General features: G+C 64.6%; 21 protein-coding genes. 8 read left to right on the forward strand and 13 right to left on the reverse strand.

Annotation, left to right across the window (positions count from 1 at the left end):
* The first annotated feature begins 3 nt into the window (after positions 1 to 3).
* Positions 4 to 1059: a DNA polymerase III subunit delta gene (holA, locus tag A8V01_RS27805; RefSeq protein ID WP_103099469.1), complete on the forward strand. Its 1056-nt coding sequence runs from the start codon at positions 4 to 6 to the stop codon at positions 1057 to 1059.
* A gap of 141 nt (positions 1060 to 1200) precedes the next feature.
* Positions 1201 to 2601, forward strand: coding sequence for a sugar transferase (locus A8V01_RS27810; protein WP_103099470.1), 1401 nt, complete (start codon positions 1201 to 1203; stop codon positions 2599 to 2601).
* A gap of 79 nt (positions 2602 to 2680) precedes the next feature.
* Here the strand turns inward: A8V01_RS27810 and A8V01_RS27815 are convergent, their stop codons facing one another.
* Genes A8V01_RS27815 through A8V01_RS27825 form a run of 3 tightly spaced genes read right to left on the reverse strand, consistent with a single transcriptional unit; the run spans position 2681 to position 4504 of the window.
* Positions 2681 to 3208 (reverse strand): LptA/OstA family protein, encoded by a 528-nt coding sequence (locus tag A8V01_RS27815; protein ID WP_103099471.1) that lies wholly within the window; start codon positions 3206 to 3208, stop codon positions 2681 to 2683.
* On the reverse strand, positions 3205 to 3852 hold the full coding sequence (gene lptC / locus A8V01_RS27820; protein ID WP_103099472.1) for an LPS export ABC transporter periplasmic protein LptC: 648 nt from the start codon (positions 3850 to 3852) through the stop codon (positions 3205 to 3207). The genes A8V01_RS27815 and lptC overlap by 4 nt, the downstream gene beginning before the upstream one ends.
* A gap of 28 nt (positions 3853 to 3880) precedes the next feature.
* Positions 3881 to 4504, reverse strand: coding sequence for a ribonuclease D (locus A8V01_RS27825; RefSeq protein WP_103099473.1), 624 nt, complete (start codon positions 4502 to 4504; stop codon positions 3881 to 3883).
* An 82-nt stretch (positions 4505 to 4586) separates the two neighbouring features.
* Here A8V01_RS27825 and A8V01_RS27830 point away from each other — a divergent pair, with 82 nt between their 5' ends.
* Positions 4587 to 5276, forward strand: coding sequence for a uracil-DNA glycosylase (locus A8V01_RS27830; RefSeq protein WP_103099474.1), 690 nt, complete (start codon positions 4587 to 4589; stop codon positions 5274 to 5276).
* 21 nt (positions 5277 to 5297) lie between these two features.
* Here A8V01_RS27830 and A8V01_RS27835 read toward each other — a convergent pair whose 3' ends face one another.
* The 6 genes from A8V01_RS27835 to A8V01_RS27860 all read right to left on the reverse strand — a co-directional run bounded on the left by A8V01_RS27835 (position 5298) and on the right by A8V01_RS27860 (position 15479).
* Positions 5298 to 5606 carry an antibiotic biosynthesis monooxygenase family protein gene (locus A8V01_RS27835; protein WP_103099475.1) on the reverse strand — a complete coding sequence of 103 codons (309 nt, stop codon included), beginning with the start codon at positions 5604 to 5606 and terminating at the stop codon, positions 5298 to 5300.
* A gap of 84 nt (positions 5607 to 5690) precedes the next feature.
* Complete coding sequence (locus tag A8V01_RS27840) at positions 5691 to 5921, reverse strand: hypothetical protein (protein WP_146037400.1); 231 nt, start codon at positions 5919 to 5921, stop codon at positions 5691 to 5693.
* A gap of 132 nt (positions 5922 to 6053) precedes the next feature.
* Entirely contained in the window at positions 6054 to 7487 is a 1434-nt protein-coding gene (locus A8V01_RS27845) for a glutamate synthase subunit beta (protein ID WP_103099477.1), read from the reverse strand.
* 19 nt (positions 7488 to 7506) lie between these two features.
* Entirely contained in the window at positions 7507 to 12144 is a 4638-nt protein-coding gene (gene gltB, locus A8V01_RS27850) for a glutamate synthase large subunit (RefSeq protein ID WP_103099478.1), read from the reverse strand.
* Between the two features lie 258 nt (positions 12145 to 12402).
* A complete protein-coding gene (locus A8V01_RS27855; RefSeq protein ID WP_103099479.1) occupies positions 12403 to 14217 on the reverse strand; it encodes a hypothetical protein in 1815 nt (604 codons plus the stop codon).
* Between the two features lie 35 nt (positions 14218 to 14252).
* Positions 14253 to 15479, reverse strand: a complete 1227-nt coding sequence (locus A8V01_RS27860) for a TIGR04063 family PEP-CTERM/XrtA system glycosyltransferase (RefSeq protein ID WP_103099480.1) — start codon at positions 15477 to 15479, stop codon at positions 14253 to 14255.
* 66 nt (positions 15480 to 15545) lie between these two features.
* On the opposite strand from A8V01_RS27860, the gene A8V01_RS27865 reads away from it, so the two are divergent.
* From A8V01_RS27865 to ctrA, 3 genes are all read left to right on the forward strand, one after another.
* Entirely contained in the window at positions 15546 to 15746 is a 201-nt protein-coding gene (locus A8V01_RS27865; protein WP_103099481.1) for a hypothetical protein, read from the forward strand.
* A complete protein-coding gene (locus A8V01_RS27870; RefSeq protein WP_103099482.1) occupies positions 15739 to 17106 on the forward strand; it encodes a putative O-glycosylation ligase, exosortase A system-associated in 1368 nt (455 codons plus the stop codon). The genes A8V01_RS27865 and A8V01_RS27870 overlap by 8 nt, the downstream gene beginning before the upstream one ends.
* Positions 17107 to 17360: 254 nt before the next feature.
* The gene (gene ctrA, locus A8V01_RS27875; RefSeq protein ID WP_007688003.1) at positions 17361 to 18056 is read left to right on the forward strand and encodes a response regulator transcription factor CtrA; all 696 of its coding nucleotides are present in this window, start codon (positions 17361 to 17363) and stop codon (positions 18054 to 18056) included.
* 81 nt (positions 18057 to 18137) lie between these two features.
* Here ctrA and A8V01_RS27880 read toward each other — a convergent pair whose 3' ends face one another.
* Together A8V01_RS27880 and A8V01_RS27885 are read right to left on the reverse strand one after the other, a co-directional pair.
* A complete protein-coding gene (locus A8V01_RS27880) occupies positions 18138 to 18836 on the reverse strand; it encodes an LrgB family protein (protein ID WP_103099483.1) in 699 nt (232 codons plus the stop codon).
* Positions 18833 to 19189, reverse strand: a complete 357-nt coding sequence (locus tag A8V01_RS27885) for a CidA/LrgA family protein (RefSeq protein ID WP_103099484.1) — start codon at positions 19187 to 19189, stop codon at positions 18833 to 18835. The genes A8V01_RS27880 and A8V01_RS27885 overlap by 4 nt, the downstream gene beginning before the upstream one ends.
* A gap of 130 nt (positions 19190 to 19319) precedes the next feature.
* On the opposite strand from A8V01_RS27885, the gene trmB reads away from it, so the two are divergent.
* Complete coding sequence (gene trmB / locus A8V01_RS27890) at positions 19320 to 20036, forward strand: tRNA (guanine(46)-N(7))-methyltransferase TrmB (protein WP_103099485.1); 717 nt, start codon at positions 19320 to 19322, stop codon at positions 20034 to 20036.
* A gap of 43 nt (positions 20037 to 20079) precedes the next feature.
* Here trmB and A8V01_RS27895 read toward each other — a convergent pair whose 3' ends face one another.
* Positions 20080 to 20712 (reverse strand): CHAP domain-containing protein, encoded by a 633-nt coding sequence (locus A8V01_RS27895; RefSeq protein WP_245892866.1) that lies wholly within the window; start codon positions 20710 to 20712, stop codon positions 20080 to 20082.
* A gap of 168 nt (positions 20713 to 20880) precedes the next feature.
* Complete coding sequence (locus tag A8V01_RS27900; protein ID WP_103099486.1) at positions 20881 to 23145, reverse strand: NADP-dependent malic enzyme; 2265 nt, start codon at positions 23143 to 23145, stop codon at positions 20881 to 20883.
* Positions 23146 to 23259: 114 nt separating this feature from the next.
* Here A8V01_RS27900 and A8V01_RS27905 point away from each other — a divergent pair.
* Positions 23260 to 24353, forward strand: a 1094-nt coding sequence (locus A8V01_RS27905; protein WP_483870005.1) for a MutS N-terminal domain-containing protein, incomplete at its 3' end; no start/stop codon positions are given.

Here is a 24353-nt window from a genome sequence, read left to right on the forward strand (position 1 = left end):
GTCGTGAAGGCTACCCAGAAGGAATTCTCCGGCCTTGCACAGCGCGCGGCCCGAGACGCCCGCGTGTTCTTCTTTTGCGGGCCGGACGAATCGGGCGCGTCGGATGCGGCAGCCAAAATCCTGTCGTTTCTCCCCGATCCCGGTGAACGCATCGAGATGTCAGGGGCCGAACTACGGCGCGATCCTGTGCGGCTGGGCGATGAGGCGCGTTCGACGTCGCTGTTTGGCGGTGCGCGTCACATCTGGGTGCGAGCCCAGGGCGACGAGGCGCATGACGCGGTCCAGACGCTTCTGGATAACGAGGTTGAAGGCTGCCCGGTTCTGATCGTCGCCACCGGGGCTACGGACAAGTCGCGCACGGCCAAGCTGCTTGCCGCGCGTCCGGACGGGCTTGTCGCGATGTTCTATCCGCCGGACCTTGCTTCGGTGACGGCGTCGGTCCGCACGATGGCGAACGCGGCCGGGCTCAAGCTGGGTAGCGAGATTGCTGAACGGATCGCGCGCGGAGCGGGGCTCGATACCCGCCTTGCCCGTTCGGAAGTCAGCAAGCTGGCGCTGTACCTCGATGCTTCGCCCGAAACGCCACGTCCGGTCGCTGCGGGCGATCTCGACGCGATCGGCGCATCGACCGAGGATGACGATTTCTCGCCGCTGGTGGATGCCGTGCTGGGCGGAAAACGTGACGCGATCGGCCCTGAACTCAGGCGTATGCGCGAGCAGGGCATGAATCCGGTCGGCCTGCTGCTGGCCTTCGAACGACGCGCCGCGCAGCTTGCCGGGCTCAATGCGCGGCTGGGTGACGGGCGTGATGTCGCCGGATTTGTGAAGGCGGAAGCGGGCGCGCGGAGGATCTTCTGGAAAGAACAGGGGGCGATGACCGCCCAGTTGCAACTTTGGCGCGGGCACCGGCTTGAACGGCTGGTGGCGCGGCTGGTCGCTTTGCATCAGACATTGCTTGCCAACAGCCAGGATGCAGAACTGTTATTAGCTGACGAACTTCTGACAATCGCAAGGTCAGCGCGTCCTAATTCGAAACGACCGACAATTACCACGTCCTGACTGAATTTACTTTTCGGGTTGCCTCTTCAGTACATACGAGCATATACGTATTGCGCCGCAGCATGGTGTCCATGTTGCACGCGCTGAGGTTCTGATGAGGGAGGCATTCAGCGTGAATTCGCAAGTCTGGTTGCTGGCAGCATGAATGCTCCGTTTGCCACTGGCTCGCTCGCGCGCGAGCGTACAGATGCCGACGACCTTCTCGTCGCGCCGTCGCTCGAACGGCGTCGCTTGCAGTGCTATCTTTCATTGGTCGTAGGCGATGTCGTTTCAACGTTCATCGGCTTTGCTGCAACCGGCTACTTGCTTGCCGGGGCAACGGGACTTCGTGAAAGCCTGGTCCACGCGCAGCTTATTCTCCCGATCTTCCTGACTTTGGCGCTTTATAACGGCGCTTATTCGACTCCGGCGCTTCAGGACGGCTGGAAGGGTGTGTTTCGCGCGTTGCTGGCCGTAATCGTTGCGGTGGTGGTTGTCGTCTTCGTGCAGTTCCTGATCCGGCCCGACGCGGATGTTTCGCGTTCCGGTTTCAATGGTGGTGCTTTGGCTGCAATGGCGGTGATCGCGTGGATGCGCCTGCAACTGCGCAGCTTCGTGCGCTGGCGTTGCGGTGAAAACATCATCAATGAACTGATCATCGACGATGGCGGCCCGCAAGTGCAGCTGCGTGGTGCGATTCGCATCTCCGCGGCGGCAATGGGCCTGCGCCCCAACCTCAACGACCCCAATGCTCTTGATCGCATCGGCCTTGTCCTTCGCAACATCGACCGCGTGATTGTAAGCTGCCCCGCAGGCCGCCGGGCGGAGTGGGCGATGATGCTCAAGGGCGCCAACGTCGATGGCGAAGTGCTGGACGATGAAGTTGCGCGGCTGGGTGCACAGGGCGCTCGCGTGGTGGGCAAGCATGGCCTGCTGCTGGTGTCTGCAGGCCCGCTTGGCCTTCGTGATCGCGCGGTGAAACGTCTGTTCGACGTAGCCTTTGCAGGCGGTGCGATCCTTGCTCTGTCGCCGCTGCTGATTGTCGTCGCGTTGGCGGTGAAGCTGCAGGACGGTGGGCCGGTGTTCTTCACCCAGCGCCGGATGGGCCGGGGCAACCGCTTCTTCAACATGTACAAGTTTCGATCGATGACGCAGGCGCTTTGCGACTCGAACGGGAACGTCTCGGCGTCGAAGGACGACCAGCGCATCACCCGCGTGGGGCGCTTTATCCGCCGCACCAGCATCGACGAACTGCCGCAGCTGTTCAACGTGCTGTTGGGTGACATGAGCCTTGTAGGCCCGCGTCCGCACGCTACCGGCTCGCTGGCGGGCGACAAGCTGTTCTGGGAAGTCGACCTGCGATACTGGCAGCGCCACTCGCTCAAGCCCGGCCTGTCGGGGTTGGCGCAAGTCCGGGGCTTCCGCGGTGCTACTGACCACGAATCGGATCTGGTGAACCGCCTGCAGGCTGATCTGGAGTACCTTGAGGGCTGGACGATCATGCGCGATCTGCAGATCATCTTCCTGACCATGCGGGTGCTGGTCCACGACCGGGCATTCTAAACTATTCTGACTGCTACAACAAAAAAGGCCGCGACGTGTGTCGCGGCCTTTTTTGTGTGACTGCGTTTGATGCGGTCTATCAGTTGCCGTTCTGCTTGGGCACCGAGAAAGTGCCCGACACGCGCCCGTTAGGCCCTGCCGATGCCGATGACACGCCGCTCTTCAGATCGACGACCAGACGGCCGCCACGTAGCACGTCGCCGTTGCTGCGCTTGATGGTGGCATTGCCGGTCATCGTGATGATGCGCTGGTTGAAGTCATAGACCCCGACATCGCCGGTTGCGGTTTCGGCAGGGCGGGAAACGACCACTCCGCCGCTGGCGGTGATGCGCTGGATCTGCATCGAGCCCTGATTGGTGAAGTTCACCACCGTGCGCGCCGCGCGCAGCCGCAGATCGGCCTGCTTGACGTCCACGTTGCCCGAAAGGATCACGCGGTCCTGCTTGTCCTGCAGTTCGATCCGGTCTGCGGCGTAGTCTACAGGCGCGTTCGAATCGTGGCCGCTCAGGACCTGTGCGCCCAGCTGTTGCGATCCGGCAAGGGCTACAAGCGCCAGGCACGGGACGACCAGCGCGGCACGGTGGAACTTGCGGGGGGCGGCGGTCATTGCGGTATCCTGAGTTTGCCCGGCGTCATGCGCAGGCGGGCGTTGCCTTCAAGGGTCACGGTACGGTTTTCCAGATCGGCCTTCATCGTTTCGGCACGGAACGTGCCGGTCGGAACCGTGCCGTCAACCCCGCCGGAGCCGACGGCAGTGCGGCCCCTCATATCGACGGCGACATTGCGGGTGGTCATCTTGTAGCCATCCGGGGCGGAAAAGTTCACCGGCCCGTCGATCGCGATCTGCTCGCTATCGTAATTATATGCACCGCGCGGGGCGACGATTTCGGCCGGGCCGTCGTTGAGGTTCAGCAGTGCCTTGAGGCCCAGCATCTCGACGATGGGCGTGGTCGCGCTTTTCTGCACGGCGGTGCCGGCATTGACCGTGAAGTCACGGTTCTTGCTATCCTTGCCGCGATAGGCGGCATCGTCCGCGCGCAGGCGTTCGCTCGTCACGGCCACCTTGTTGCGATCAAGCAGGAAGCTGATCTCTCCGCGCGGCGATAGCGGCACAAGGATCATCACGGCCGCGACCAGACCGATCCCGGCCGGGAGCACTTTTGCCAGCAGGCTGACGAGCCGATCATGCGACCCTCCGGGCGCGGCGAAGTGCCGGCGGCGGTTGCGGATCTGGACGGCTTCGACGGACATGGTGGTTCAGGTAACTCCCGTGGACGGGTCAGGCTGCTTCGTGGCTGAAGATGTCGTGGTCCGGCCAGCCGGCAAGGTCCAGACGGGCGCGCGCCGGAAGGAAATCGAAACAGGCCTGAGCGAGTTCGGTACGGTTTTCGCGGGCAAGGCGCACCACCAGGATGTCATGCATCGCATGGAGGTAGCGAACGTCCGACGCTGCGTAGTCCTTCTGCGCATCGGTCAGTTCGGGGGCGCCCCAGTCGCTCGACTGCTGTTGCTTGGACACTTCCTTGCCGAGCAGTTCGCGCACCAGATCCTTAAGGCCGTGGCGATCGGTGTAAGTGCGGACCATCTTGCTGGCGATCTTGGTGCAGAATACCGGCGCTGCGGTGACGCCAAGGTAATGCTCGATCGCGGCAAGGTCGAACCGTGCGAAGTGGTACAGCTTGAGGCGCGCCGGATCGGCCAGCACCGCCTTCAGGTTGGGGGCGGCGTAAGCGCTGCCGGGGTTGAAACGGACGAGGTGCTCGTCACCCTTGCCGTCGGAAATCTGTACGACGCAGAGCCGGTCACGGGCGGTGATGAGGCCCATGGTTTCGGTGTCGACAGCGACGGGGCCTGCGGCGAGCACGCCTTCGGGAAGATCTTCTTCGTGGAGATAGACAGCCATGATCCAAAAATGCTTAGGGACTGGCTGGCGGTTTCGCAATGGTGGCCGCGTTTCCATGCGGGTTTTTCGGAAGGGCGAGGGCATGACGGCAACACAGGATGTCCAGACGGTCCCCGATAGCTGGGCGGCTGCGCTGGAACCGGCGCTAGGCACGCCCGAGGCACGGCGGCTGGGCGGCTGGCTCCAGGCGGAAGAAGCTGCAGGCAAGGTCATCTATCCCCCTCGCGGCTCACGCCTGCGGGCGCTGGAATTGACCCCGCTGGATGACGTGCGCGTCGTGATTCTGGGGCAGGATCCCTACCATGGTCCGGGACAGGCCCACGGCCTGTCGTTTTCGGTGCAGGAAGGGGTGAAGGTGCCGCCTTCGCTGGTGAATATCTACAAGGAACTTAGCGCAGACTGCGGCGTCGTCGCGCCGGGGCACGGGAACCTTGAACACTGGGCAAGGCAGGGCGTGCTGCTGCTCAACAATGCGCTGACGGTGGAGGCCGGGCAGGCCGGTTCGCACCAGAAGCGTGGGTGGGAGGCGATCACGGATGCCGCAGTGGCGGCCGTGGCAGCCAAGGTCGAGCCGTGCGTGTTCATGCTCTGGGGCAGCCACGCGAAGAAGAAGGCGCTGAGCGTCCCCGGTTTGCTGGAAAGCCAGCATCTGGTGCTGACGGCTCCGCATCCCAGCCCGCTGTCGGCCTATCAGGGCTTTTTCGGTTGCGGCCATTTCAGCAAGGCGAACGCGTTCCTTGCCAAGAACGGGCGCGGCACGATCGAATGGTGATTTGCTGATTCGCGGTGCGGGTCAGGTCGATGGACCGGATTGCGCATCGTCCATCAGGTAATGGCTCATCGCGCCGCCGACCGACAGGTCTCCGAAGCAGGCCCGGAACTTGCCGAAAGCGTCAAGGGTGCGGGCGTTCTGGTGGGCTTCCATGGATGTCCACACGACATTGAAGGTGAACTTCGAAGGATTCTCCACGCCGCGTCCGAAGCGGGCCGAGACAACGCCCTCGCAGGCAGCCAGATGTGCGACGCCGCTGTTGCGCATGGCGGCGGCGAATTCATCTTCGGCGCCGGGGCGCACTTCGATCTCTGCGATTTCGAGCAGCATGACGGATCTCCCTTTTACGGGAGGAATGAGCCGGGTGCAGTGCCGCCGGTCAAGGCGAGCAAGGCAGTGATCGCGCCAGCGTCATCACGCTTCGGACAGGGGATGGGTGCCGGTGCGGATCGCGCGCAGGCCCTGCCAGAGCCCCAGGGCTACCCCGCACAGCGAAATGCCGGCCAGCATGCCCAGGACGAAGAAGGTCTGTGGATTGGCGCCGATCATGGCGTGTCTGCCGGCCAGTGAGCCGACCAGCAGGCCGATGACTGCAGGCAGCACGGCCAGCATGCAAACGAGCCATGGGGTTCTGGAATGTGTCATGAGACATCTTCCCGCAAGTGAGGGGCAAATGCCCCGGCCTGCCCGCCATTCTGCCTCGAAATCGCCGTATCGCCCAGCAAAAAAGGGCGCGCCTTGCGGCACGCCCTCTCTTGATCCGCGATGTCGGAAGGATCAGCGCGGCAGGTTGCTTGCCCCCATCAGCGCTTCGTCGACCGAACGGGCGCATTGGCGGCCTTCGCGGATCGCCCAGACGACCAGCGACTGGCCACGGCGCATGTCGCCGCAGGACCAGATCTTCTCGTCACTGGTGCGGTATTCGAAGACGTTCGCCTTGACGTTGCCGCGTGCGTCCAGTTCGACGCCCGACTGATCAAGCATGCCTGCCTTGCGGGGGCCGAGGAAGCCCATGGCAAGGAAGATCAGGTCGGCCTTGAGCGTAAACTCGCTGCCTTCGATTTCCTGCATCTTGCCGTTCTTCCACTCGACACGGACGCATTCCAGACCCTTGACGTCGTTGTCGCCGATGACGCGCTTGGTCAGTACGGCCCAATCGCGGTCCGCGCCTTCCTCGTGGCTGGAAGAAGTACGCAGCTTGAGCGGCCAGAACGGCCACGACATCGCCTTGTTCTCCTTTTCGGGAGGCTTGGGCATGATTTCCAGCTGGGTCACCGAAGCGGCGCCCTGGCGGTTGGAGGTGCCCACGCAGTCCGAACCGGTGTCGCCGCCGCCGATGACGATGACGTGCTTGCCGGTGGCCGACAGGGTGCCGCGCGGCGCCGCGCGCAGTTCGTCGTCGCCCGCGTTACGCTTGTTCTGCTGGGTCAGGAACTCCATCGCGTAGCGCACGCCCGGAAGCTCGAAGCCGGGGATCGCCAGTGGGCGCGGGTCTTCCGCACCGCCGGCAAATACCACCGCGTCGAAGTTTTCCTTCAGCGAAGCGACCGAGACGGTGACGCCAACCTCAACCGAGGTCTTCACCTCGACCCCTTCCGCCATCATCTGCACGAGGCGGCGGTTGATGAGGTGCTTTTCCATCTTGAAGTCGGGGATGCCGTAACGCAGCAGTCCGCCGACGCGATCGTTCTTCTCGAACAGCGTTACCGAGTGGCCGGCGCGCGCCAGCTGCTGGGCGCAAGCCATGCCCGCCGGGCCGGAGCCGACGACGGCCACCGACTTGCCGGTGCGCTTTTCAGGCACCTGCGGCGTGATCCAGCCTTCCTGCCACCCTTTGTCGACGATCGCGCATTCCACCGACTTGATGGTCACGGGCTCGTCGATGATGTTCAGCGTGCAGGCGGCCTCGCACGGGGCGGGGCAGATGCGGCCGGTGAACTCGGGGAAGTTGTTGGTGGAGTGGAGGACTTCCAGCGCGTTGCGGAAGTCATCCTCGTAGACCAGGTGGTTCCAGTCCGGGATGATGTTGTTGACCGGGCAGCCGGTGTGACAGTGCGGCACGCCGCAGTTCATGCAGCGCGACGCCTGCGCCTTCAGCGCCTCGGGCGAGAGGGGGACGACGAACTCATTGTAGTTCTTCAGGCGATCCTCGACCGGACCGTAAGTACGGTCCTGGCGGTCGAGTTCGAGGAAGCCGGTTTCCTTGCCCATCTTCTTACGTTCCTAAATCTTATTCTGCTGCGACCGAGGCGGCTTCGAGGCGTTCGGCCTCCTGCTGGCGCAGGGCCTTCGCGAAGTCGCGCGGCATCACCTTGACGAACTTGCCCAGCGTGTTCGACCAGTCGTCGAGCAGCGCGCGGGCTCGCTTCGAGCCGGTGTGCAGGTGGTGGCGTTCGAGCAGGATGCGCAGACGCTCTGCATCGTGGCGCAGCATGTCGCCCATGCCCAGGTCGCGGACCGAGACGGTGCGCTGCTGGGGACGACCCGTTCCCTCATCTTCGTCGGCTTCGGCGGAGATCTTGACCAGGTCGACCATCGCGGGGTTGACCAGCTTGTCGAATTCACCGTCCTCGTCGTAGACGTAGGCGACGCCGCCCGACATGCCTGCCGCGAAGTTGCGGCCGGTCTTGCCCAGCACCATCACCACGCCGCCGGTCATGTATTCGCAGCCGTGATCGCCGCAGCCTTCGACGACCGCGATCGCGCCCGAGTTGCGGACCGCGAAGCGCTCACCGCCGACACCGTTGAAGAACGCCTCGCCGGAGATCGCGCCGTAAAGCACGGTGTTGCCGACGATGATGTTCTTCGTGGGATCACGATCGACGTGGCCGGGCTGGCGCACGATCACGCGGCCACCCGAGAGACCCTTGCCGACATAGTCGTTGGCATCGCCGGTCAGGTCGAGCGTGACGCCGTGGGCGAGCCAGGCGGCGAAGCTCTGGCCGGCGACGCCGGTGAGCTTCACGTTGATCGTGTTGTCGGGCAGGCCCTCATGGCCGTAGCGACGGGCCACTTCGCCCGAAAGCATCGCGCCGACCGTGCGGTTGACGTTGATGACGGGCTTTTCGATGCGGACCGGCTGGCGGTTGTCCAGAGCATCGGCAGCGCCCGCGATCAGCGCATTGTCGAGCGCGTGTTCGAGGCCGTGATCCTGCACTTCGCTCCAGCCCAGCGAGGGGCTGTCGCCCAGAGGCGCCTGGTAGAGCACCTTGGACAGATCGACGCCCTTGGCCTTCCAGTGGTGGATCGCCTTCTTCATGTCGAGGCGATCGACGCGGCCGACCATTTCGTCGAGCGTGCGGAAGCCCAGCTCGGCCATGATCGCGCGCAGTTCCTCTGCGACGAAGAAGAAGTAGTTGATCACATGCTCGGGCTGGCCGGTGAAGCGCTTGCGAAGCACCGGGTTCTGCGTGGCGACACCCACCGGGCAGGTGTTGAGGTGGCACTTGCGCATCATGATGCAGCCCGCCGCGATCAGCGGCGCGGTGGCGAAGCCGAATTCCTCAGCGCCGAGCAGCGCGGCCACGGCAACGTCACGGCCGGTGCGCAGGCCGCCGTCGGCCTGCACCACCACGCGGCTGCGCAGGTTGTTGAGCAGCAGGGTCTGCTGGGTTTCGGCGAGGCCGATTTCCCAGGGCGAACCAGCGTGCGTCAGCGAGGTCAGCGGCGAAGCGCCGGTGCCGCCTTCGTAGCCCGAGATCGTGATGTGGTCCGCACGCGCCTTGGACACGCCCGCAGCCACGGTGCCCACGCCCACTTCGGACACGAGCTTGACCGAGACGCGGCTGGTCGGGTTCACGTTCTTGAGATCGTGAATGAGCTGCGCGATATCCTCGATCGAGTAGATGTCATGGTGCGGCGGCGGCGAGATCAGGCCGACGCCCGGCGTCGAGTGACGGGTGGCGCCGATGGTCTTGTCCACCTTGTCGCCCGGCAGCTGGCCGCCTTCGCCGGGCTTCGCGCCCTGCGCCATCTTGATCTGGATGTCGTCGGCGTTGACGAGGTATTCGGTGGTGACGCCGAAGCGGCCCGAGGCGACCTGCTTGATCGACGAGCGCATGGTGTCGCCGTTGTCCAGCGGCTTGAAGCGCTTGGGGTCTTCGCCGCCTTCGCCGGTGTTCGACTTGCCGCCAATGCGGTTCATCGCCAGTGCCAGCGTGGTGTGCGCTTCCCAGCTGATCGAACCGTAGCTCATCGCGCCGGTGGCGAAACGCTTCACGATTTCGCTGGCGGGCTCGACGTCGTCGATGTGGATCGACTGGCCGGGCACGAAGTCCATCAGGCCGCGGATCGTGAGCATGCGCTCCGACTGGTCGTTGATGGTCTGCGCGAAGGCGCGGTACTTTTCGGGTACGTTGCCGCGAACCGCGTGCTGGAGCAGGCCGATGTTCTCGCTGGTCCAGGCGTGTTCCTCGCCGCGCACGCGCGCGCCGTAGATGCCGCCCACGTCGAGCATGTTCTTGAAGACCGGGTTATCGCCGTAAGCCGCATCGTGGCGGCGCACGGTTTCTTCCGCGATCTCGGCAAGGCCCGCACCTTCGATCGTGGTGGCGGTGCCGGAGAAGTACTTGTCGACGAAGGCGGTGGACAGGCCGACCGCATCGAAGATCTGCGCGCCGCAGTACGACTGATAGGTCGAGATGCCCATCTTGGACATGACCTTACGGATGCCCTTGCCGATGGCGTAGACGTAGTTCTTCGCCGCCTGCTCGGCCGAAACCGGCAGGTTCTTGCGGACCCGCATTTCCTCGATGGTTTCGAGCGCGAGGTAAGGGTTGATCGCTTCGGCGCCATAGCCTGCCAGAGCGCAGAAGTGATGCACTTCGCGCGCTTCGCCGGTTTCGACGACAAGGCCGGTCTGCATGCGCAGGCCCTGACGGACGAGGTGGTGGTGGACGGCGGCGGTCGCCAGCAGGGCGGGCATGGCGATCCGGTCCGGGCCGACCGCACGGTCAGACAGGACGAGGATGTTCTTGTCCGCCAGCACCGCTTCGGTCGCGGCCCAGCACATTTCCTTGATCGCCAGTTCCAGACCTGCGGCGCCGCTCTTGGCATCCCAGGTCATGTCGATCGTGCCGGTACGGAACGCGCCGTCGAGCGCGGCTTCTACCGACCGGATCTTGGCAAGGCCAAGGTCGGTCAGGATCGGCTGGCTGACTTCGAGGCGCTTGTGCGTGCCCGCGTCATGGCCAAGCAGGTTCGGGCGCGGGCCGATCATGGTGACCAGGCTCATCACCAGTTCCTCGCGGATCGGATCGATCGGCGGGTTGGTGACCTGCGCGAAGTTCTGCTTGAAGTAGTCGTAAAGCAGGCGCGACTTCGACGACAGCACCGGGATCGGCGTGTCGGTGCCCATCGAGCCGAGCGGATCGTCGGCGTTGACGGCCATCGGTTCGAGGAAGCGGGTGGTGTCTTCCTGCGTGTAGCCGAACGCCTGCTGGCGATCGAGCAGGGTGCCCACCGGGGTCGGCAGCTCGGCCAGTTCGGGTTCGATCACGTCGAGATCGGCCAGCTTGTACTGGGTCTGGTCAAGCCACTGTTCGTAAGGCTCGGCCTCGGCCAGCTTGGTCTTGATCTCCTCGTCCTCGATGATGCGACCTTCCTCGAAGTCGATCAGCAGCATGCGGCCGGGCTGGAGACGCCACTTGCGCACGATGTTGTCTTCCTTGATCGGAAGGACGCCCGATTCCGATGCCATGACGCACAGGTCGTCGTCAGTAACAAGGAAGCGTGCGGGACGCAGGCCGTTGCGGTCCAGCGTGGCGCCGATCTGGCGGCCATCGGTGAAGGCGACGGCAGCAGGGCCGTCCCACGGCTCCATCAGCGCTGCGTGGTATTCGTAGAACGCACGGCGTTCCGGGGTCATCAGCGGGTTGCCCGACCATGCTTCCGGCACCAGGATCATCATGGCGTGAACCATGGAGTATCCGCCTGCGATCAGCAGTTCCAGCGCGTTGTCGAGGCATGCGGTGTCCGACTGGCCGTGCGGGATCAGCGGCCACATCTTGTCGAGATCGGCGCCGAGAAGCTCGGATTCCATGGTGCGACGGCGGGCGTTCATCCAGTTCACGTTGCCGCGAACGGTGTTGATTTCGCCGTTGTGCGCCATGAAGCGGAACGGGTGCGCCAGCTTCCAGCTGGGGAAGGTGTTCGTCGAGAAGCGCTGGTGGACAAGGCCAAGGGCCGAAACGAATTCCGGGTTGCGCAGATCGTCGTAGAACGAGCCAACCTGGGTTGCCAGCAGCAGGCCCTTGTAGACGATCGTGCGGGTCGAGAAGCTGGGCATGTACAGCTCGGTCAGGCCCGGCATGTCATGCTTTTCGGCCAGCGCCTTCAAGGGGTTCTGGGTCTGCTTGCGGATCGCAAGGATCTTGCGTTCGAACGCGTCCTGATCCGCGCAGCTTTCACCGCGGCCCACGAAGCACTGGCGGATGACCGGCATCGATTCGAGCACGGTCTTGCCAAGACCATCGGTGGTCACGGGAACGTCGCGCCAGCCGATCAGGTGCTGGCCTTCCTTCTTGATGAACTTCTCGAAGATCGAGACGATCATCTCGCGAGAGGCGTCGTCCTGCGGCAGGAAGCACATGGCGACCGCGTAGTCGCCCGGCTGCGGCAGTTCGAGACCTTCGGCCGAAGCCCAGCTGCGGAACAGCTGGTCGGGCAGCTGCGTGAGGATTCCGGCACCATCGCCCAGCAGGGGATCTGCGCCCACCGCCCCGCGATGGTCGATGTTTTTCAGAATCTCCAGCGCCTGGGTAATGATTGCGTGATTTTTCTGGCCCTTGATATGGGCGACGAAGCCTACACCGCAGGCGTCGTGTTCATTGCGCGCATCATAAAGGCCCTGGGGCTTAGGAAATCCCATCGATAAAACCCATCCTGTATATTCTTTTGACGGGGATCACTTGGGCATGCCCGCGGATTCGCACGAATCGTGCAAACGACCCCACGCGGCATAGTGACCCCACGGTCCCCATGACGATTGCGGGACGGTTTTGCAATGGCGAACACGGTCAGTCGCGCAGCAACATGGCGCGAATGACGGATTTCTCGGCATTTTATTATCAAAAACCCTGCCCGGATTGCGCCGGACAGGGTTTTTTGAATCCGCTGGAAGGGTGTTTCAGGCCGCTCCGCTCATCCTCTGAAGGGTGGCCAAGGCCGCGCGCAGCGCGCGTTCGGTGGCTTCGGGATCGTTGCGCGGGGCATCGAAAGGACGCTCTTCATATTCCGCAGGCGCTTCGCCGGTGGGGTCGGGCAGCAGGACAGGGCGACCGAACGGAGTGGGTTCTTCGGCCTGTTCCGAGGGCAGGACGGGCGTGGCATGGGCGATCTCGTCACCGTCCTCGTCGGCTTCGCCGAACTGGAGGAAGGGCTTGCGCACCGCCGTCTGGCGCGAAAGGTTGAATAGCGAGGCATAGCCCTGCTGCAGCACGGTATCCTCTTCGGCGTCGTCCACGGCTTCGGGTTCGGCGCGGAACGGGCTGCTCGGGAAGGGGATCGCCGCGTGAGGGGCGAACGCGCTCCTGGCATCGTTGGCGCCGAACGGAGACGGCTGCTGCGTCAATCCGATGTGGCGCGGCGGCTGATAGCCGGACAGCGGTGCATCAGAGGTTTCGCCGTCGAGGGTATCGTCGATCGGATCGAGGGCGATCGGGCGCAGCGCCGTCGGCACGGCGGCAGGTGCGGCTTCCTCTGCCATCGGCGCGGCGAAGGGTGCGAAGCCGGGCTGCGGGACCGGGGTGACCGTTTCGGCGGCGCGGCGCCCCTCTTCGCGGCGGCGCTCCATGGCCAGGGCAAGGCGTTCCAGCAGTTCGACCTGCGACAGAGTGCCAAGGTCCGCATCGCTAATGCGCGGGTTCGCCGCAAGCGGCGCTGAGAAAGCTGCCGGCGCGACAGTGTCGGCAGTGTCGGCAGCGCCATGTTCGACCTCGGCCGTCTCGGGCTCGATCTCCGCTTCAGGGGCGATGGCGGCAGGCGCGTCGAAGGGGCGCTCGGACCACATCGGAGCCTCAGCTTCGATTTCCGGCGCGTCGATGTTCGGTTCCTCTACTTCCGGTGTTTCCCAGTCGCCCTGCGGCAGCCGGGGAAGCAGCGTGAAGCCGGGAGTCGCGTCCTGTGCATCGGGCGCGGCGTTGCGGGGGGAGAGTTCACGCGAATAGGCTTCGAAAAGGCGGCTGCCCACCGGTGCCTCGGCGTCCTTGCTGGCAGCGTCTTCGGCGGCTTCCAGTTCGGCCTGGAATATCTGCGCGCCGGGAGGAGTGGTGAAGACGCCACGGCCGGCGGTTGCAGAGGTCGATTCGGGTTCGCGCCACGCGGTCTCGGCGTCGAGCCATGCGGGCAGGTTGTCGTCCTCGTCGGCATCGGCACTGGCGAAAGTGCTGGGCGTGCTTTCCCGCCGCAGCGGCGGCTGGTCGGGGGCTTCATCGAAGCTGTCGATGTCGAAGTCGGCGACGTTGAGGATGCGGGCATCCTGCGCTTGAGCGGAGGCAGCACCGGGCAGAGGCGCATGTTCTTCCACTGGCGGTGCAGCTTCGGTTTCGATCGCAAGTCCGCGGCGGCGGCGCGATGTGGGGGCGGCTTCGGGCAGTTCGGCCGCTGCGCTTTCGAGGGCGGGGGCATCGGTGGCGGGAGACGCTGCAGGCCGCGCGATGCGCCGGGCGACGAGGCCGCCGATGGCGGCGCCGATGCCCGTCATGCCAAGCGCCAGAAGTATCCGCATGGTCGTGCCGAGCGGCGGCGCGGCCATAGGGATCACTTTGTCGATTCCAAGCGCAAGGACGATTCCCTCGATCGTCGAGGAACTGACGATCACGCTGCCCAAACCGGCAAGCGCGCCGAACCATAGCGCAACGATCGCCGGAAACAGCGGGTGGCGGGTGATCGGCTGGCCGGTGTTCCCGGTGCTGCGATCGATGCTGTGCCTGGTATCGGCCACTGAAATTTCCCCGTGTCTTGAACCGGATGCCATGCTTACGCGGCGGCTCCCGGCCCTGCTTGATCGGTCTTTGCTGCCAGCATTTGGTAAACGACAGGATAACGACGGGCATTCTCGGCCCAGTCGTGCCGGGTTTCCACATGCTTGCGACCCGCGACGCGGTAGGATTCCCATTCTTCGCGGGAATCCAGCAGCCGTGCCAGCGAATCGGCGCAGGCCCCCGCATCGTCGGGTGCGAACAGCGCTCCGGTCAAGCCGTCGGTGATCAGTTCGCGGTGCCCGCCCACGTCACTGGCGGCGACAAGCTTGCCCTGAGCCATCGCTTCGAGCGGCTTTAGCGGGGTGACGAGGTCGGTCAGCCGGCTCTTCTTGCGGGGGTAGGCCATGACGTCGCACAGCGCATAATAGCGATCGACTTCGTGGTGCGGAACGCGGCCGACGAAGCGGATCGCCCCGGCCGCAGGAGAGGCCGCAGCCTGCGCGCGCAAGGCATCCTCGCGCGGGCCGCCGCCGACCATCAGCAGCTTTGCCTGCGGATGGCGCGCGACAAGTGCGGGCATCGCGTCGATCAGCACGTCGAGCCCTTCATAGTCATAGAAGCTGCCGATGAAGCCGATGACCGGGCCGTCGAAGCCAAGTTCGGCTGCAAGCGCAGCGTCGCGCGGCAGCGGTGTGCCGAACAGCTTCAGATCGACGCCGTTGGGCATGACGGTGATCTTGTCCTGCGCGATCCCGCGTGCGGCAAGGTCTGCGCGCAGACCCTCGCAGATCGTCACCACCGCATCGGCCTTGCGCACCACATGCGTTTCCAGTGCGCGGGTGAGGCGATATTTGACGGAGCCTTCGCTGCCGGTGCTGTTGCCGACCGCGGCATCTTCCCAGAAGGCGCGGATTTCGTAGACCAGCGGAATGTCGTACTTGTGTGCCACCTTCAGCGCGGCCTGTCCGCACAGCACCGGCGAATGGGCATGGATTACGTCGGGCCGCCATTGCTGGACGACCTTGTCGATGCCGGCCGCGAAAAGCCCGATCTCGCGCCATTCGCGCAATACCGGAGGGCCCGTGACCTTGCCGCCCGCGCGGTGGAACAGGAGACCGTCGTGCTCTTCCATACCGCCATCGCCTTCGTTGTAGCGCGGACCGGTAACGCCGCGCACGTCCAGGCCCAGCGCTGATTGCGCCTTGAGGATCGCGCGCGTGCGAAAGGTATAGCCGCTGTGGATCGGCAACGAATGGTCGAGCACGTGAAGAATGCGGGTCATAAGACGGATTTCCTAGCGTCGAACGCTTAACGCGCCGTCAACCTGCGGCTGCTAACCCGGCAGCCGATGGTCGACATCCTTGCTCTTGCCATATCGCACGGACTGCTGCTGCTGGCCGCATGGCGCCTGCTGTGGCGGCCGGATCTCGATTCCGATGGCGGCGACGCCGAATCGCGTTCGCTTGCGGATCGGGTCCGCGCACGCAGGGCACCGATGCGCGTCAACCGGCCTGCCGATGGCGGATCGGAAGAGGGCCGCGATGCTTAATCTGGCGCTGACCGGCTTCTTCGCGGCGATGATCCTGCTGGGTTTCAAGCGGCCCTTCCTGTGGGTGTTATGCTATCTCTACGTCGATATCGTGGCGCCGCAGATCATATCGTGGGGGTTCCTGACGCGCTTGCCGATCTCGCTCATCGCCTTCGCGGCGGCGTTTCTGGGCTGGCTGGTGTTCGACGACAAGCGCGATTCGCGCTTCACCTGGCGTCAGGGGCTGATCGGCCTGCTGCTGCTTTACTGTGCCATGACCACCTTCACCGCCGATTATCCCGAAGAAGCCCTGACCAAGTGGTCCTGGGTGTGGAAGGCGCTGGTCTTCGCGATGTTCCTGCCGCTGACCTTGCGCACGCGCTTGCGGATCGAGGCTGTAGCTCTGGCCATGGTGCTTTCCGCCAGCGCGCTGATCATCGACGGCGGCCTCAAGACCGCGATGGGCGGCGGCGGCTACGGCACGCTGATCATCTTCGTGGAGAACAACACCGGGCTTTACGAAGGCTCGATCATCTCCTGCGTCGCCATCGCGCTAATCCCGGTCGCGGTATGGCTGGCGCGCCACGGCACGATCTTTCCGCCCGACTGGCGGGTCTGGCTGTTCACCGGCGCGTTGATCTTTGCCTGTTCGCTCATTCCGATCGGCACGCAGGCGCGCACCGGCCTGGTCTGCCTGGCGATCCTGTGCGGGCTCTATCTGCGCACGGCGAAGAACCGGGTGCTGATATCGGCCGCGATGGCACTGGCGGTCGTCGTCGTCGTGCCGTTCCTGCCGCAGTCCTACCTCCAGCGCATGAACACGATCGAGGATCATAAGTCGGATCAGTCCGCCAGCACCCGGATCGGGGTGTGGAAGTGGACGCTGGGTTACGTGAAAGACCACCCGATGGGCGGCGGTTTCCAGGTCTATCTGTCAAGCAAGGTGGCCTACGACACCGTATCCAGCCAGACCACCGGCAGCAACGTGACCATCACGCGCACTCCCGTGGTCGAGACCGGCCGGGCATTCCACTCCAGCTATTTCGAGATGCTTGGCGAACAGGGCATTCCCGGCTTTGCACTGTGGATGCTGCTGCAGCTTTCGGGCGTGGTGCAGATGGAGTTGATTCGCCGCCGCTGGAAGAACCGCACGGCGCCGGACGAGGCATGGGCCGCGCCGCTGGCGGTGGCGCTGCAACTGGCGCAGGTGGTCTACATGTTCGGATCGTTGTTCGTGGGCATCGCCTTCCAACCGTTCATCCTGATGCTGGTGGGTCTGCAGTGTGGCTTGTGGAGCTATCTCAAGCGAATCGACCGCCCCGCGGAGCGCGTTCGTCGCGGGCGTCCGGCAATGCGGGTGGCAGGCCCGGCGGCGGGTTAAGATTCGGCTCGCCTCAAATCGTTTGCACTTTCTTGCCCGGCATCCTTAACATTAACTTCCGGCCACCGTTCTGGTGAGCAATGGCGCGGTTCGCGCGCCGTGACGCGGATTAACCCGTTGTAAGTGCGTAGGGGAAAATCCGGCGTTTACGACGAATTAACCTTTAACCTTCAGTGGTCATATGGTTAATACAACGCAATGTCCGGAACGGCGGCGTGATCGCCACGGGCATCGGGGGCTAGAAGGAACGACCCATGCGAGTGCTGCTGATCGAGGATGAACCGACCACGGCGCGGGCCATCGAGCTCATGCTGACGGCGGAAGGATTCAATGTCTACTCCACCGATCTGGGCGAAGAAGGCCTCGATCTGGGCAAGCTGTACGACTACGACATCATCCTTCTCGACCTCAACCTGCCCGACATGCACGGTTACGACGTGCTCAAGAAGCTGCGCGTCGCCAAGGTGCAGACGCCGGTGCTGATCCTGTCGGGCATTTCGGAAATGGACAGCAAGGTCCGCTCGTTCGGCTTCGGCGCCGACGATTACGTGACCAAGCCGTTCCACCGCGAGGAACTGATCGCCCGCATCCATGCGGTTGTGCGCCGTTCCAAGGGCCATTCGCAGTCGGTCATCCGCACCGGCAAGCTGGTCGTCAACCTCGATGCCAAGACGGTCGAGGTCGATGGTGCCCGCGTGCACCTGACCGGCAAGGAATACGCGATGCTGGAACTGCTCTCGCTGCGCAAGGGCACCACGCTGACCAAGGAAATGTTCCTCAACCACCTGTACGGCGGCATGGACGAGCCGGAACTGAAGATCATCGACGTCTTCATCTGCAAGCTGCGCAAGAAGCTTGCCCATGCCTGCGGTGGCGCCAACTACATCGAAACGGTGTGGGGCCGTGGCTATGTGCTGCGCGACCCGGACGAGGCTGCAGAAGCCGCGTAACCCTCATTACCCTGCACCCCTTGCAGGAACCAAGGCGGCCTGCCCTATCAGGGGCGGGCCGTTGCTTTATGAGGTGCGCCGTTAAATCAGCAGCGCCATCACTGATAGCAGCGCTGCGGTGGCGACCGCGTTGAGCGCCATGCCAAGGCTGGCAAGCGCTCCTGCCGTGGCGTCCACCTGAAACGCCCGAGCGGCGCCGATGCCGTGAGCGGCGACGCCGGTGGCGAAGCCGCGCGCGCGGTAATCCCTGACGCCCAGTAGATCCAGCAACGGGGTCGCCACCATGGCCCCCACCACGCCTGCGAACAGCACGATCACCGCCGCCAGCGCAGGAATGCCGCCAAGCTGTCCTGCAATCGCCATGGCCACCGGCGTTGTCGTGGCTCTAGGCGCAATCGTGGCGAGCATTTCGAGCGGGGCGCCGAACAGGGCGAGTACGCTCACCGCGCTGACGATCGAGGTCACCGCTCCTGCACCCAGCGCCAGCATGATCGGCACCGCAAGGCGGCGGATGCGGCGGCGTTCCGCCCAGATCGGTACGGCAAGGCCAACCACGGCCGGGCCAAGCAGGAAGCTGAGCGGGAAAGTTGCGGTCCGGTACGTTTCGTAGGAGGTGCCCGTCGCCAGCAGCGCCGCGATCAGCACGGGGGTGGACCATAGCACCGGATGGCATAGCGGATGGCGGTTGCAGCGGCGGGATATCACGTCGAACAGCGTGAACACGCCCAGCGTGGCCGTCAGCCACAGTAACGGGGTGGCGAGCATGGCGGGCTGGCTCATTCAGGGGCTTCTGGCGCATGACGGGCCAGCGACCAGCGGAATACCAGCGCAGTGACCACGAGCGTCAGCAGGGTGGATGTCACCGTCGCCACCACCAGTCCGACGCCGTAGAGTGACAGGGCAGCGCCTTCGTCGACCAGTCCGACCGCGGCAGGCACGAACATCACTGCCAGATGCGCGGTCAGCCAGGCGGATACCGCGGTCAGGGTCGGGCGTTCACGCGGAACCAGAGCCAGCCACGCCAGCAGCAGGACCATGCCGATCACCGCGCCGGGCAGGGGAAGTCCGGTCAGACGGTGGATCGCTTCACCGGTGAGTTGGCAGACGAGCAGGAGGAAGATGGCGTGCAGCATGATCGCGATTAAGCAGGCCCGCATCCCCCCTGGCAATGCGCATTTCGGTCGGTGAAGTTGCGCGGCGCAACTTCATGACTTGGCGCGAATCCATTGACCCGCGCGCGCTGCGGTGTCAGTGGCGCGCGCCATGACGGCTTACAAATCAGGCGATCCGACCACGCTCAACCGCCTTTACGGGCGCGCCAAGGGCAAGCCCCTGCGCGCCGGGCAGCAAGGTCTGGTGGACGATCTGCTTCCCCGCATCGCCATGCCCGCAGAAGGGCCGATCACTTCGCAGGTGCTGTTTGGCGACGACCGCCCGTTGCACTTCGAGATCGGCTTTGGCGGCGGTGAACACATGGCCCAGCGCGCCGACATGTTGCCCGATCACGGCTTCATCGGCGCAGAGCCATTCCTGAATGGCGTGGCACAGGCGCTGCTGCACGTCAGCGGCGACAATGGAGAGCACCCGCCGATCGGCAACGTGCGTATCCATCATGGCGACGCGCTGGAAGTGCTGGCGCGCATTCCTGACGGTTCGCTCTCGTTCCTCTACCTGCTGCACCCGGACCCCTGGCCTAAGGCCAAGCACGCCAAGCGTCGGATGATGAACGACGGTCCGGTAAACATGTTCGCGGCCAAGCTGAAGCCCGGCGGGGAATTCCGCTTCGGCACCGATCACGCTGTCTACTTGCGCCATGCGCTGATGGTGATGCAGCGCCATACCGATCAGTTCGAATGGCTGTGCGAGAAGCCGGGCGACTTCCAGATACGCCCCGGCGGCTGGCCGCAAACGCGATATGAACACAAGGCGCGTACCGTCTACGGGCACGAGGTCTGGTACTTCCGCTATCGCCGCCGTTGATGCAGCTGGGAAACTCGCTCGTAGCGAATTTCCGAACGTACCTTCAGAGCTTCGCGTCAGTAGCCGTGAAGAAAGCCTGAAGCGCCTCGCTTCCGGCATTGGGTTCCGGCGTGGCCTCGGCAATCTGCGTGGCAGGAACGGCGAGGCCTGAGGGTGCGCGGTCGTCTGAAGAAGGCGCGGCCGGATAAATGAAGCCCGAAACCGGGTTGAGGCGCGCGCCCATGGCATTGGCTGGGGCGTACCACACGCGCACTTCGCTCCAGTCCCCGTCGTTCGATGCATCTTCAACCAACACGTCGTGTTCGATCACTCCCGGACCTGCCCAGTTGGCCTGATCAATCAGGATGTGGCGGGTGTCGACGATCTTGCTGACGACGGCGACATGGCCCAGCGGCATCGCGCGTGATGCTGACATGGCCATGACCGCGCCGACCTTGGGCATGCTGCCCCGGTCGTAGCTGCCGTTGGCCTGCTTCCACCAGGTACGGGCGTTGCCGTGAATCTCGATGCCGGAATGGTCCCGCGCATAGGGAACGCACTGGAGATGGGCCTGTGCTGGCTGCGCAGCCAGTGTTCCGGCCAGCAGAGCGATGCCAAGGGCTGCGGCACGCCCATAGGCGATACTTTTCCAAAGGCCGGCGCGCATCGCGACCGGCAGGCTTTCGCCAGCACTCATATCAGCTTTCCCGCAATTCGATCCCGACGCGGTGATATGAGATATCGTTTCTGAAGGGGAGCCCCCGGTTCCCCATTTTGCCGCGCTGCACAAACGGCCTGTCGTGGTGGGACCGAAGCGCGCGGTGAAGGGAAGGACTTGCCGCCTTTCCCTTCACCGCCGCATGCGTCAGCCCGCGATTCCTGCGGCGGCCAGTGCGGCCAGCGTCAGCACGTCGGGCGCGATCGCGGTCATCGGCACGACCTGCACGGGCTTTTCCATGCCCAGCAGCATCGGTCCGATGGAAGTCGTACCGCCGATTTCCTTGAGCAGCTTGGCCGAGATATTGGCCGACTGCAGCCCCGGCATGATCAGGACGTTCGCCGGAGCCGACAGGCGGCTGAACGGGTAGAGTTCCATGATCTTGGGGTTGAGCGCCGCATCGGGGGCCATTTCGCCTTCGTATTCGAAGTCGACGTCCTGCTGGTCCAGCAGATGGATGGCTTCGCGCGTGGCATCCAGCCACTTGCCTGCCGGGTTGCCGAAGGTCGAATAGCTGAGGAAGGCGACGCGCGGTTCGTGGCCCAGCTTGCGGGCGACGGCGGCGGTTTCGCGGGCGATGACCACCAGTTCCTCGGCGGTCGGGCGTTCGTTGATGGTGGTGTCGGCCATGAACACGGTATGGTTCTTGCCCACCAGCATGTGGATGCCGAAGGGCAGCTTGCCCTCTGCCGGGTCAAGGACGCGGCGTACTTCCTTCATCGACTGGGCGAATGGGCGGGTCATGCCTGTGACCATCGCATCGCCCACGCCCAGCTTGAGCAGGCCCGATGCGAAGATGTTGCGGTCGGTGTTGCACATGCGCTGCACGTCGCGCTTCAGGAAGCCCCGGCGCTGCAGGCGATCGTAGAGCATTTCCACCATCGGCTCGACATGCTGTGAGATCATCGAATTCTCTATGTGGAAGCTCTCGGGATTGGGCACGCCGAGGTCGGCCATCTTGTCGAGGATCGCCTGGGTGCGGCCCACCAGAATAGGTTCGCCATAGCCGAAGTCGCGGAACTGGATGGCCGCGCGCAGTACCACTTCGTTGTCCGCTTCGGCGAAGATCACGCGCTTGGGGTTGGCCTTGACCTGTTCGTAGACGCGCGTCAGCACCGAAGTGGTCGGGTTGAGGCGGGCCTTCAACTGATCGCGATAAGCCTCGAAGTCCTCGATCGGCTTTTGCGCAACGCCCGAATCCATCGCGGCCTTGGCGACGGCCATCGGCACCACTTCCATCAGGCGCGGATCGAACGGCGCGGGGATGATGTAGTCGCGGCCGAACGCCTGCGTTTCTCCGCCATAAGCCGCCGCAACGTCTTCATGCACCTGTTCGCGGGCGAGTTCGGCGATGGCGGTGGCGGCGGCGATCTTCATCTCTTCGTTGATCGCGGTCGCCCGCACGTCAAGCGCGCCGCGGAAGATGAAGGGGAAGCCCAGCACGTTGTTGACCTGGTTCGGATAGTCCGAACGGCCGGTGGCAACGATCGCGTCCGGGCGCACGGCCTTGGCTTCGGGCGGGGTGATTTCCGGGTCCGGGTTGGCCATCGCGAAGATGATCGGCTCGGGCGCCATGTTCTTGACCATCTCGGGCGTGATCGCGCCCTTGGCGGAGAGGCCGAGCACGACGTCGGCGCCCTGCAGCGCTTCGGCCAGCGTGCGCTTGTCGGTGGAGACGGCGTGGGTGGACTTGAACTGGTCCACGCGCTCGCGCCCCGGATAGATCACGCCGCGCGTGTCGCAGACAAGGACGTTTTCATGGCGAACGCCCATCGACTTGATGAGCGATGTGCAGGCCAGCGCCGATGCGCCCGCGCCGTTCACCACGACCTTGATCTCGTCCAGCTTGCGCCCCGTGATGAGACAGGCGTTGATCAGGCCCGCCGCCGCGATGATCGCGGTGCCGTGCTGGTCGTCGTGCATGACGGGGATGTTCATGCGTTCGCGCAGGGTCTGCTCGATGATGAAGCATTCGGGCGCCTTGATGTCTTCAAGGTTGATGCCGCCGAAGCTGGGTTCCATCATCGCGATCGCTTCGATCAGCGCGTCGGTATCTTCGCTGGCCAGTTCGATATCGATCGAATCGACGTCTGCGAAGCGCTTGAACAGTACCGCCTTGCCTTCCATCACCGGCTTGGATGCCAGCGCGCCGAGATTGCCCATGCCCAGGATCGCGGTACCGTTGGAGATCACGGCCACAAGGTTGCCCTTGGCGGTATAGTCATAGGCGGTGGCGGGATCGTCCGCGATGGCCTGCACCGGCACGGCGACACCCGGCGAGTACGCGAGGCTGAGGTCGCGCTGGGTGGCCATCGGCTTGCTGGCGATGATCTCGATCTTACCCGGACGCTGGGTCTGGTGATAGAACAGGGCTTCGCGGTCGGTGAACTGGACCTTGGACTTATCGGACAATGGTGGCCTCCCGGTTTCGCAAGGGGCACTAACGGATGTTCCCGCCACGCGATAGGGGAAAGGATGTCCCACCCCGCTTCCCAAAATGACAGGTGCGCCGCTAACGCATGCGTCATGACTTCCGGCGCGACTCCGATGATGGCGCAGTACCTGGCGCTGCGCGAAGAGGCAGGTGATTGCCTGCTGTTCTATCGCATGGGCGACTTCTTCGAATTGTTCTTCGAGGATGCGAGGACGGCCAGCCAGGTGCTGGATATCGCGCTGACCACGAGGGGCGAGCATCTGGGGCAGCCGATCCCGATGTGTGGGGTGCCGGTCCACGCCGCCGAGGGCTATCTGGCGCGGCTGATCAAGGCGGGCTGCCGCGTCGCCATCGCCGAGCAGACCGAGACGCCGGCGGAGGCCAAGGAGCGCGCCCGCAAGGAAGGCCGTGCGTCCAAGTCGCTGGTCGCGCGCGGTATCGTGCGCTTCGTCACAGCCGGTACGCTGACCGAGGAATCGCTGCTGGAGCCGCGCCGTGCCAATGTGCTGGCAGCGGCCTGCGAGGTGCGCGGCGTGGTGGGCATCGCCGCCTGCGACATCTCCACCGGCCGCATGGAACTGGAAGAGTGCGCGCCCGAAAACCTTGCCGCCGCCTTTGCGCGGCTGGGCGCAAGCGAGCTGGTGGTGCCCGAAGGCTGGGAACAGGCACCTGACGGCGCCATTGCGCGCGGCGGGCATGAGTTTTCGTCCGATGGCGGCGAAGCACGCCTGAAGCTGGTCCACGGCGTTGCCACGCTGGACGGCTTCGGCATGTTCACGCGGGCGATGCTGGCGGCGGCGGGGGGGCTTATCGCCTATCTCGACCATGTCGGGCGCGGCAAGCTGCCCTTGCTGCTGCCGCCCGAAGCGCGCAGCGGCGATGCCGCGCTGGCAATGGACGAGGCGACCCGCGCCAGCCTTGAAATCCTCGAATCATCCACCGGCGGGCGCAAGGGCAGCCTGATCGATGCGATCGACCGCTGCGTCACGGGCGCAGGCGCGCGCCAGCTTGCGGACGACCTTTCCGCGCCGCTGACCGACCGAATGGCCATAGCCGAACGCCTTGAGCTGGTGGAATGGCTGCACGACGATGCCCTGCTGCGCGAGGATTTGCGCGCAGCGCTGCGGGCCCTGCCGGACGTCGGCCGCGCGCTGGGCCGCGTGGTTGCGGGGCGCGGCTCCCCCCG

The sequence above is a fragment of the Novosphingobium guangzhouense genome, assembly GCF_002896965.1.
GTDB lineage: Bacteria > Pseudomonadota > Alphaproteobacteria > Sphingomonadales > Sphingomonadaceae > Novosphingobium > Novosphingobium guangzhouense.

Excerpts from the sequence above, each read along its gene's own strand:
- lptC (WP_103099472.1), bottom strand. The coding sequence starts at position 3,852 with ATGTCCGTCGAAGCCGTCCAGATCCGCAACCGCCGCCGGCACTTCGCC.
- A8V01_RS27835 (WP_103099475.1), bottom strand. The coding sequence starts at position 5,606 with ATGCTGCTCGAAATCGCAGAGATCGAAGTGCGCCCCGGCGCCGAAGAT.
- A8V01_RS27860 (WP_103099480.1), bottom strand. The coding sequence starts at position 15,479 with ATGACCCGCATTCTTCACGTGCTCGACCATTCGTTGCCGATCCACAGC.
- A8V01_RS27895 (WP_245892866.1), bottom strand. The coding sequence starts at position 20,712 with ATGAGTGCTGGCGAAAGCCTGCCGGTCGCGATGCGCGCCGGCCTTTGG.
- A8V01_RS27885 (WP_103099484.1), bottom strand. The coding sequence starts at position 19,189 with ATGCTGCACGCCATCTTCCTCCTGCTCGTCTGCCAACTCACCGGTGAA.
- gltB (WP_103099478.1), bottom strand. The coding sequence starts at position 12,144 with ATGGGATTTCCTAAGCCCCAGGGCCTTTATGATGCGCGCAATGAACAC.
- A8V01_RS27825 (WP_103099473.1), bottom strand. The coding sequence starts at position 4,504 with ATGGCTGTCTATCTCCACGAAGAAGATCTTCCCGAAGGCGTGCTCGCC.
- ctrA (WP_007688003.1), top strand. The coding sequence starts at position 17,361 with ATGCGAGTGCTGCTGATCGAGGATGAACCGACCACGGCGCGGGCCATC.
- A8V01_RS27865 (WP_103099481.1), top strand. The coding sequence starts at position 15,546 with ATGGTCGACATCCTTGCTCTTGCCATATCGCACGGACTGCTGCTGCTG.
- A8V01_RS27815 (WP_103099471.1), bottom strand. The coding sequence starts at position 3,208 with ATGACCGCCGCCCCCCGCAAGTTCCACCGTGCCGCGCTGGTCGTCCCG.
- A8V01_RS27810 (WP_103099470.1), top strand. The coding sequence starts at position 1,201 with ATGAATGCTCCGTTTGCCACTGGCTCGCTCGCGCGCGAGCGTACAGAT.
- A8V01_RS27840 (WP_146037400.1), bottom strand. The coding sequence starts at position 5,921 with ATGACACATTCCAGAACCCCATGGCTCGTTTGCATGCTGGCCGTGCTG.
- trmB (WP_103099485.1), top strand. The coding sequence starts at position 19,320 with ATGACGGCTTACAAATCAGGCGATCCGACCACGCTCAACCGCCTTTAC.
- A8V01_RS27880 (WP_103099483.1), bottom strand. The coding sequence starts at position 18,836 with ATGAGCCAGCCCGCCATGCTCGCCACCCCGTTACTGTGGCTGACGGCC.
- A8V01_RS27830 (WP_103099474.1), top strand. The coding sequence starts at position 4,587 with ATGACGGCAACACAGGATGTCCAGACGGTCCCCGATAGCTGGGCGGCT.
- A8V01_RS27870 (WP_103099482.1), top strand. The coding sequence starts at position 15,739 with ATGCTTAATCTGGCGCTGACCGGCTTCTTCGCGGCGATGATCCTGCTG.
- A8V01_RS27845 (WP_103099477.1), bottom strand. The coding sequence starts at position 7,487 with ATGGGCAAGGAAACCGGCTTCCTCGAACTCGACCGCCAGGACCGTACT.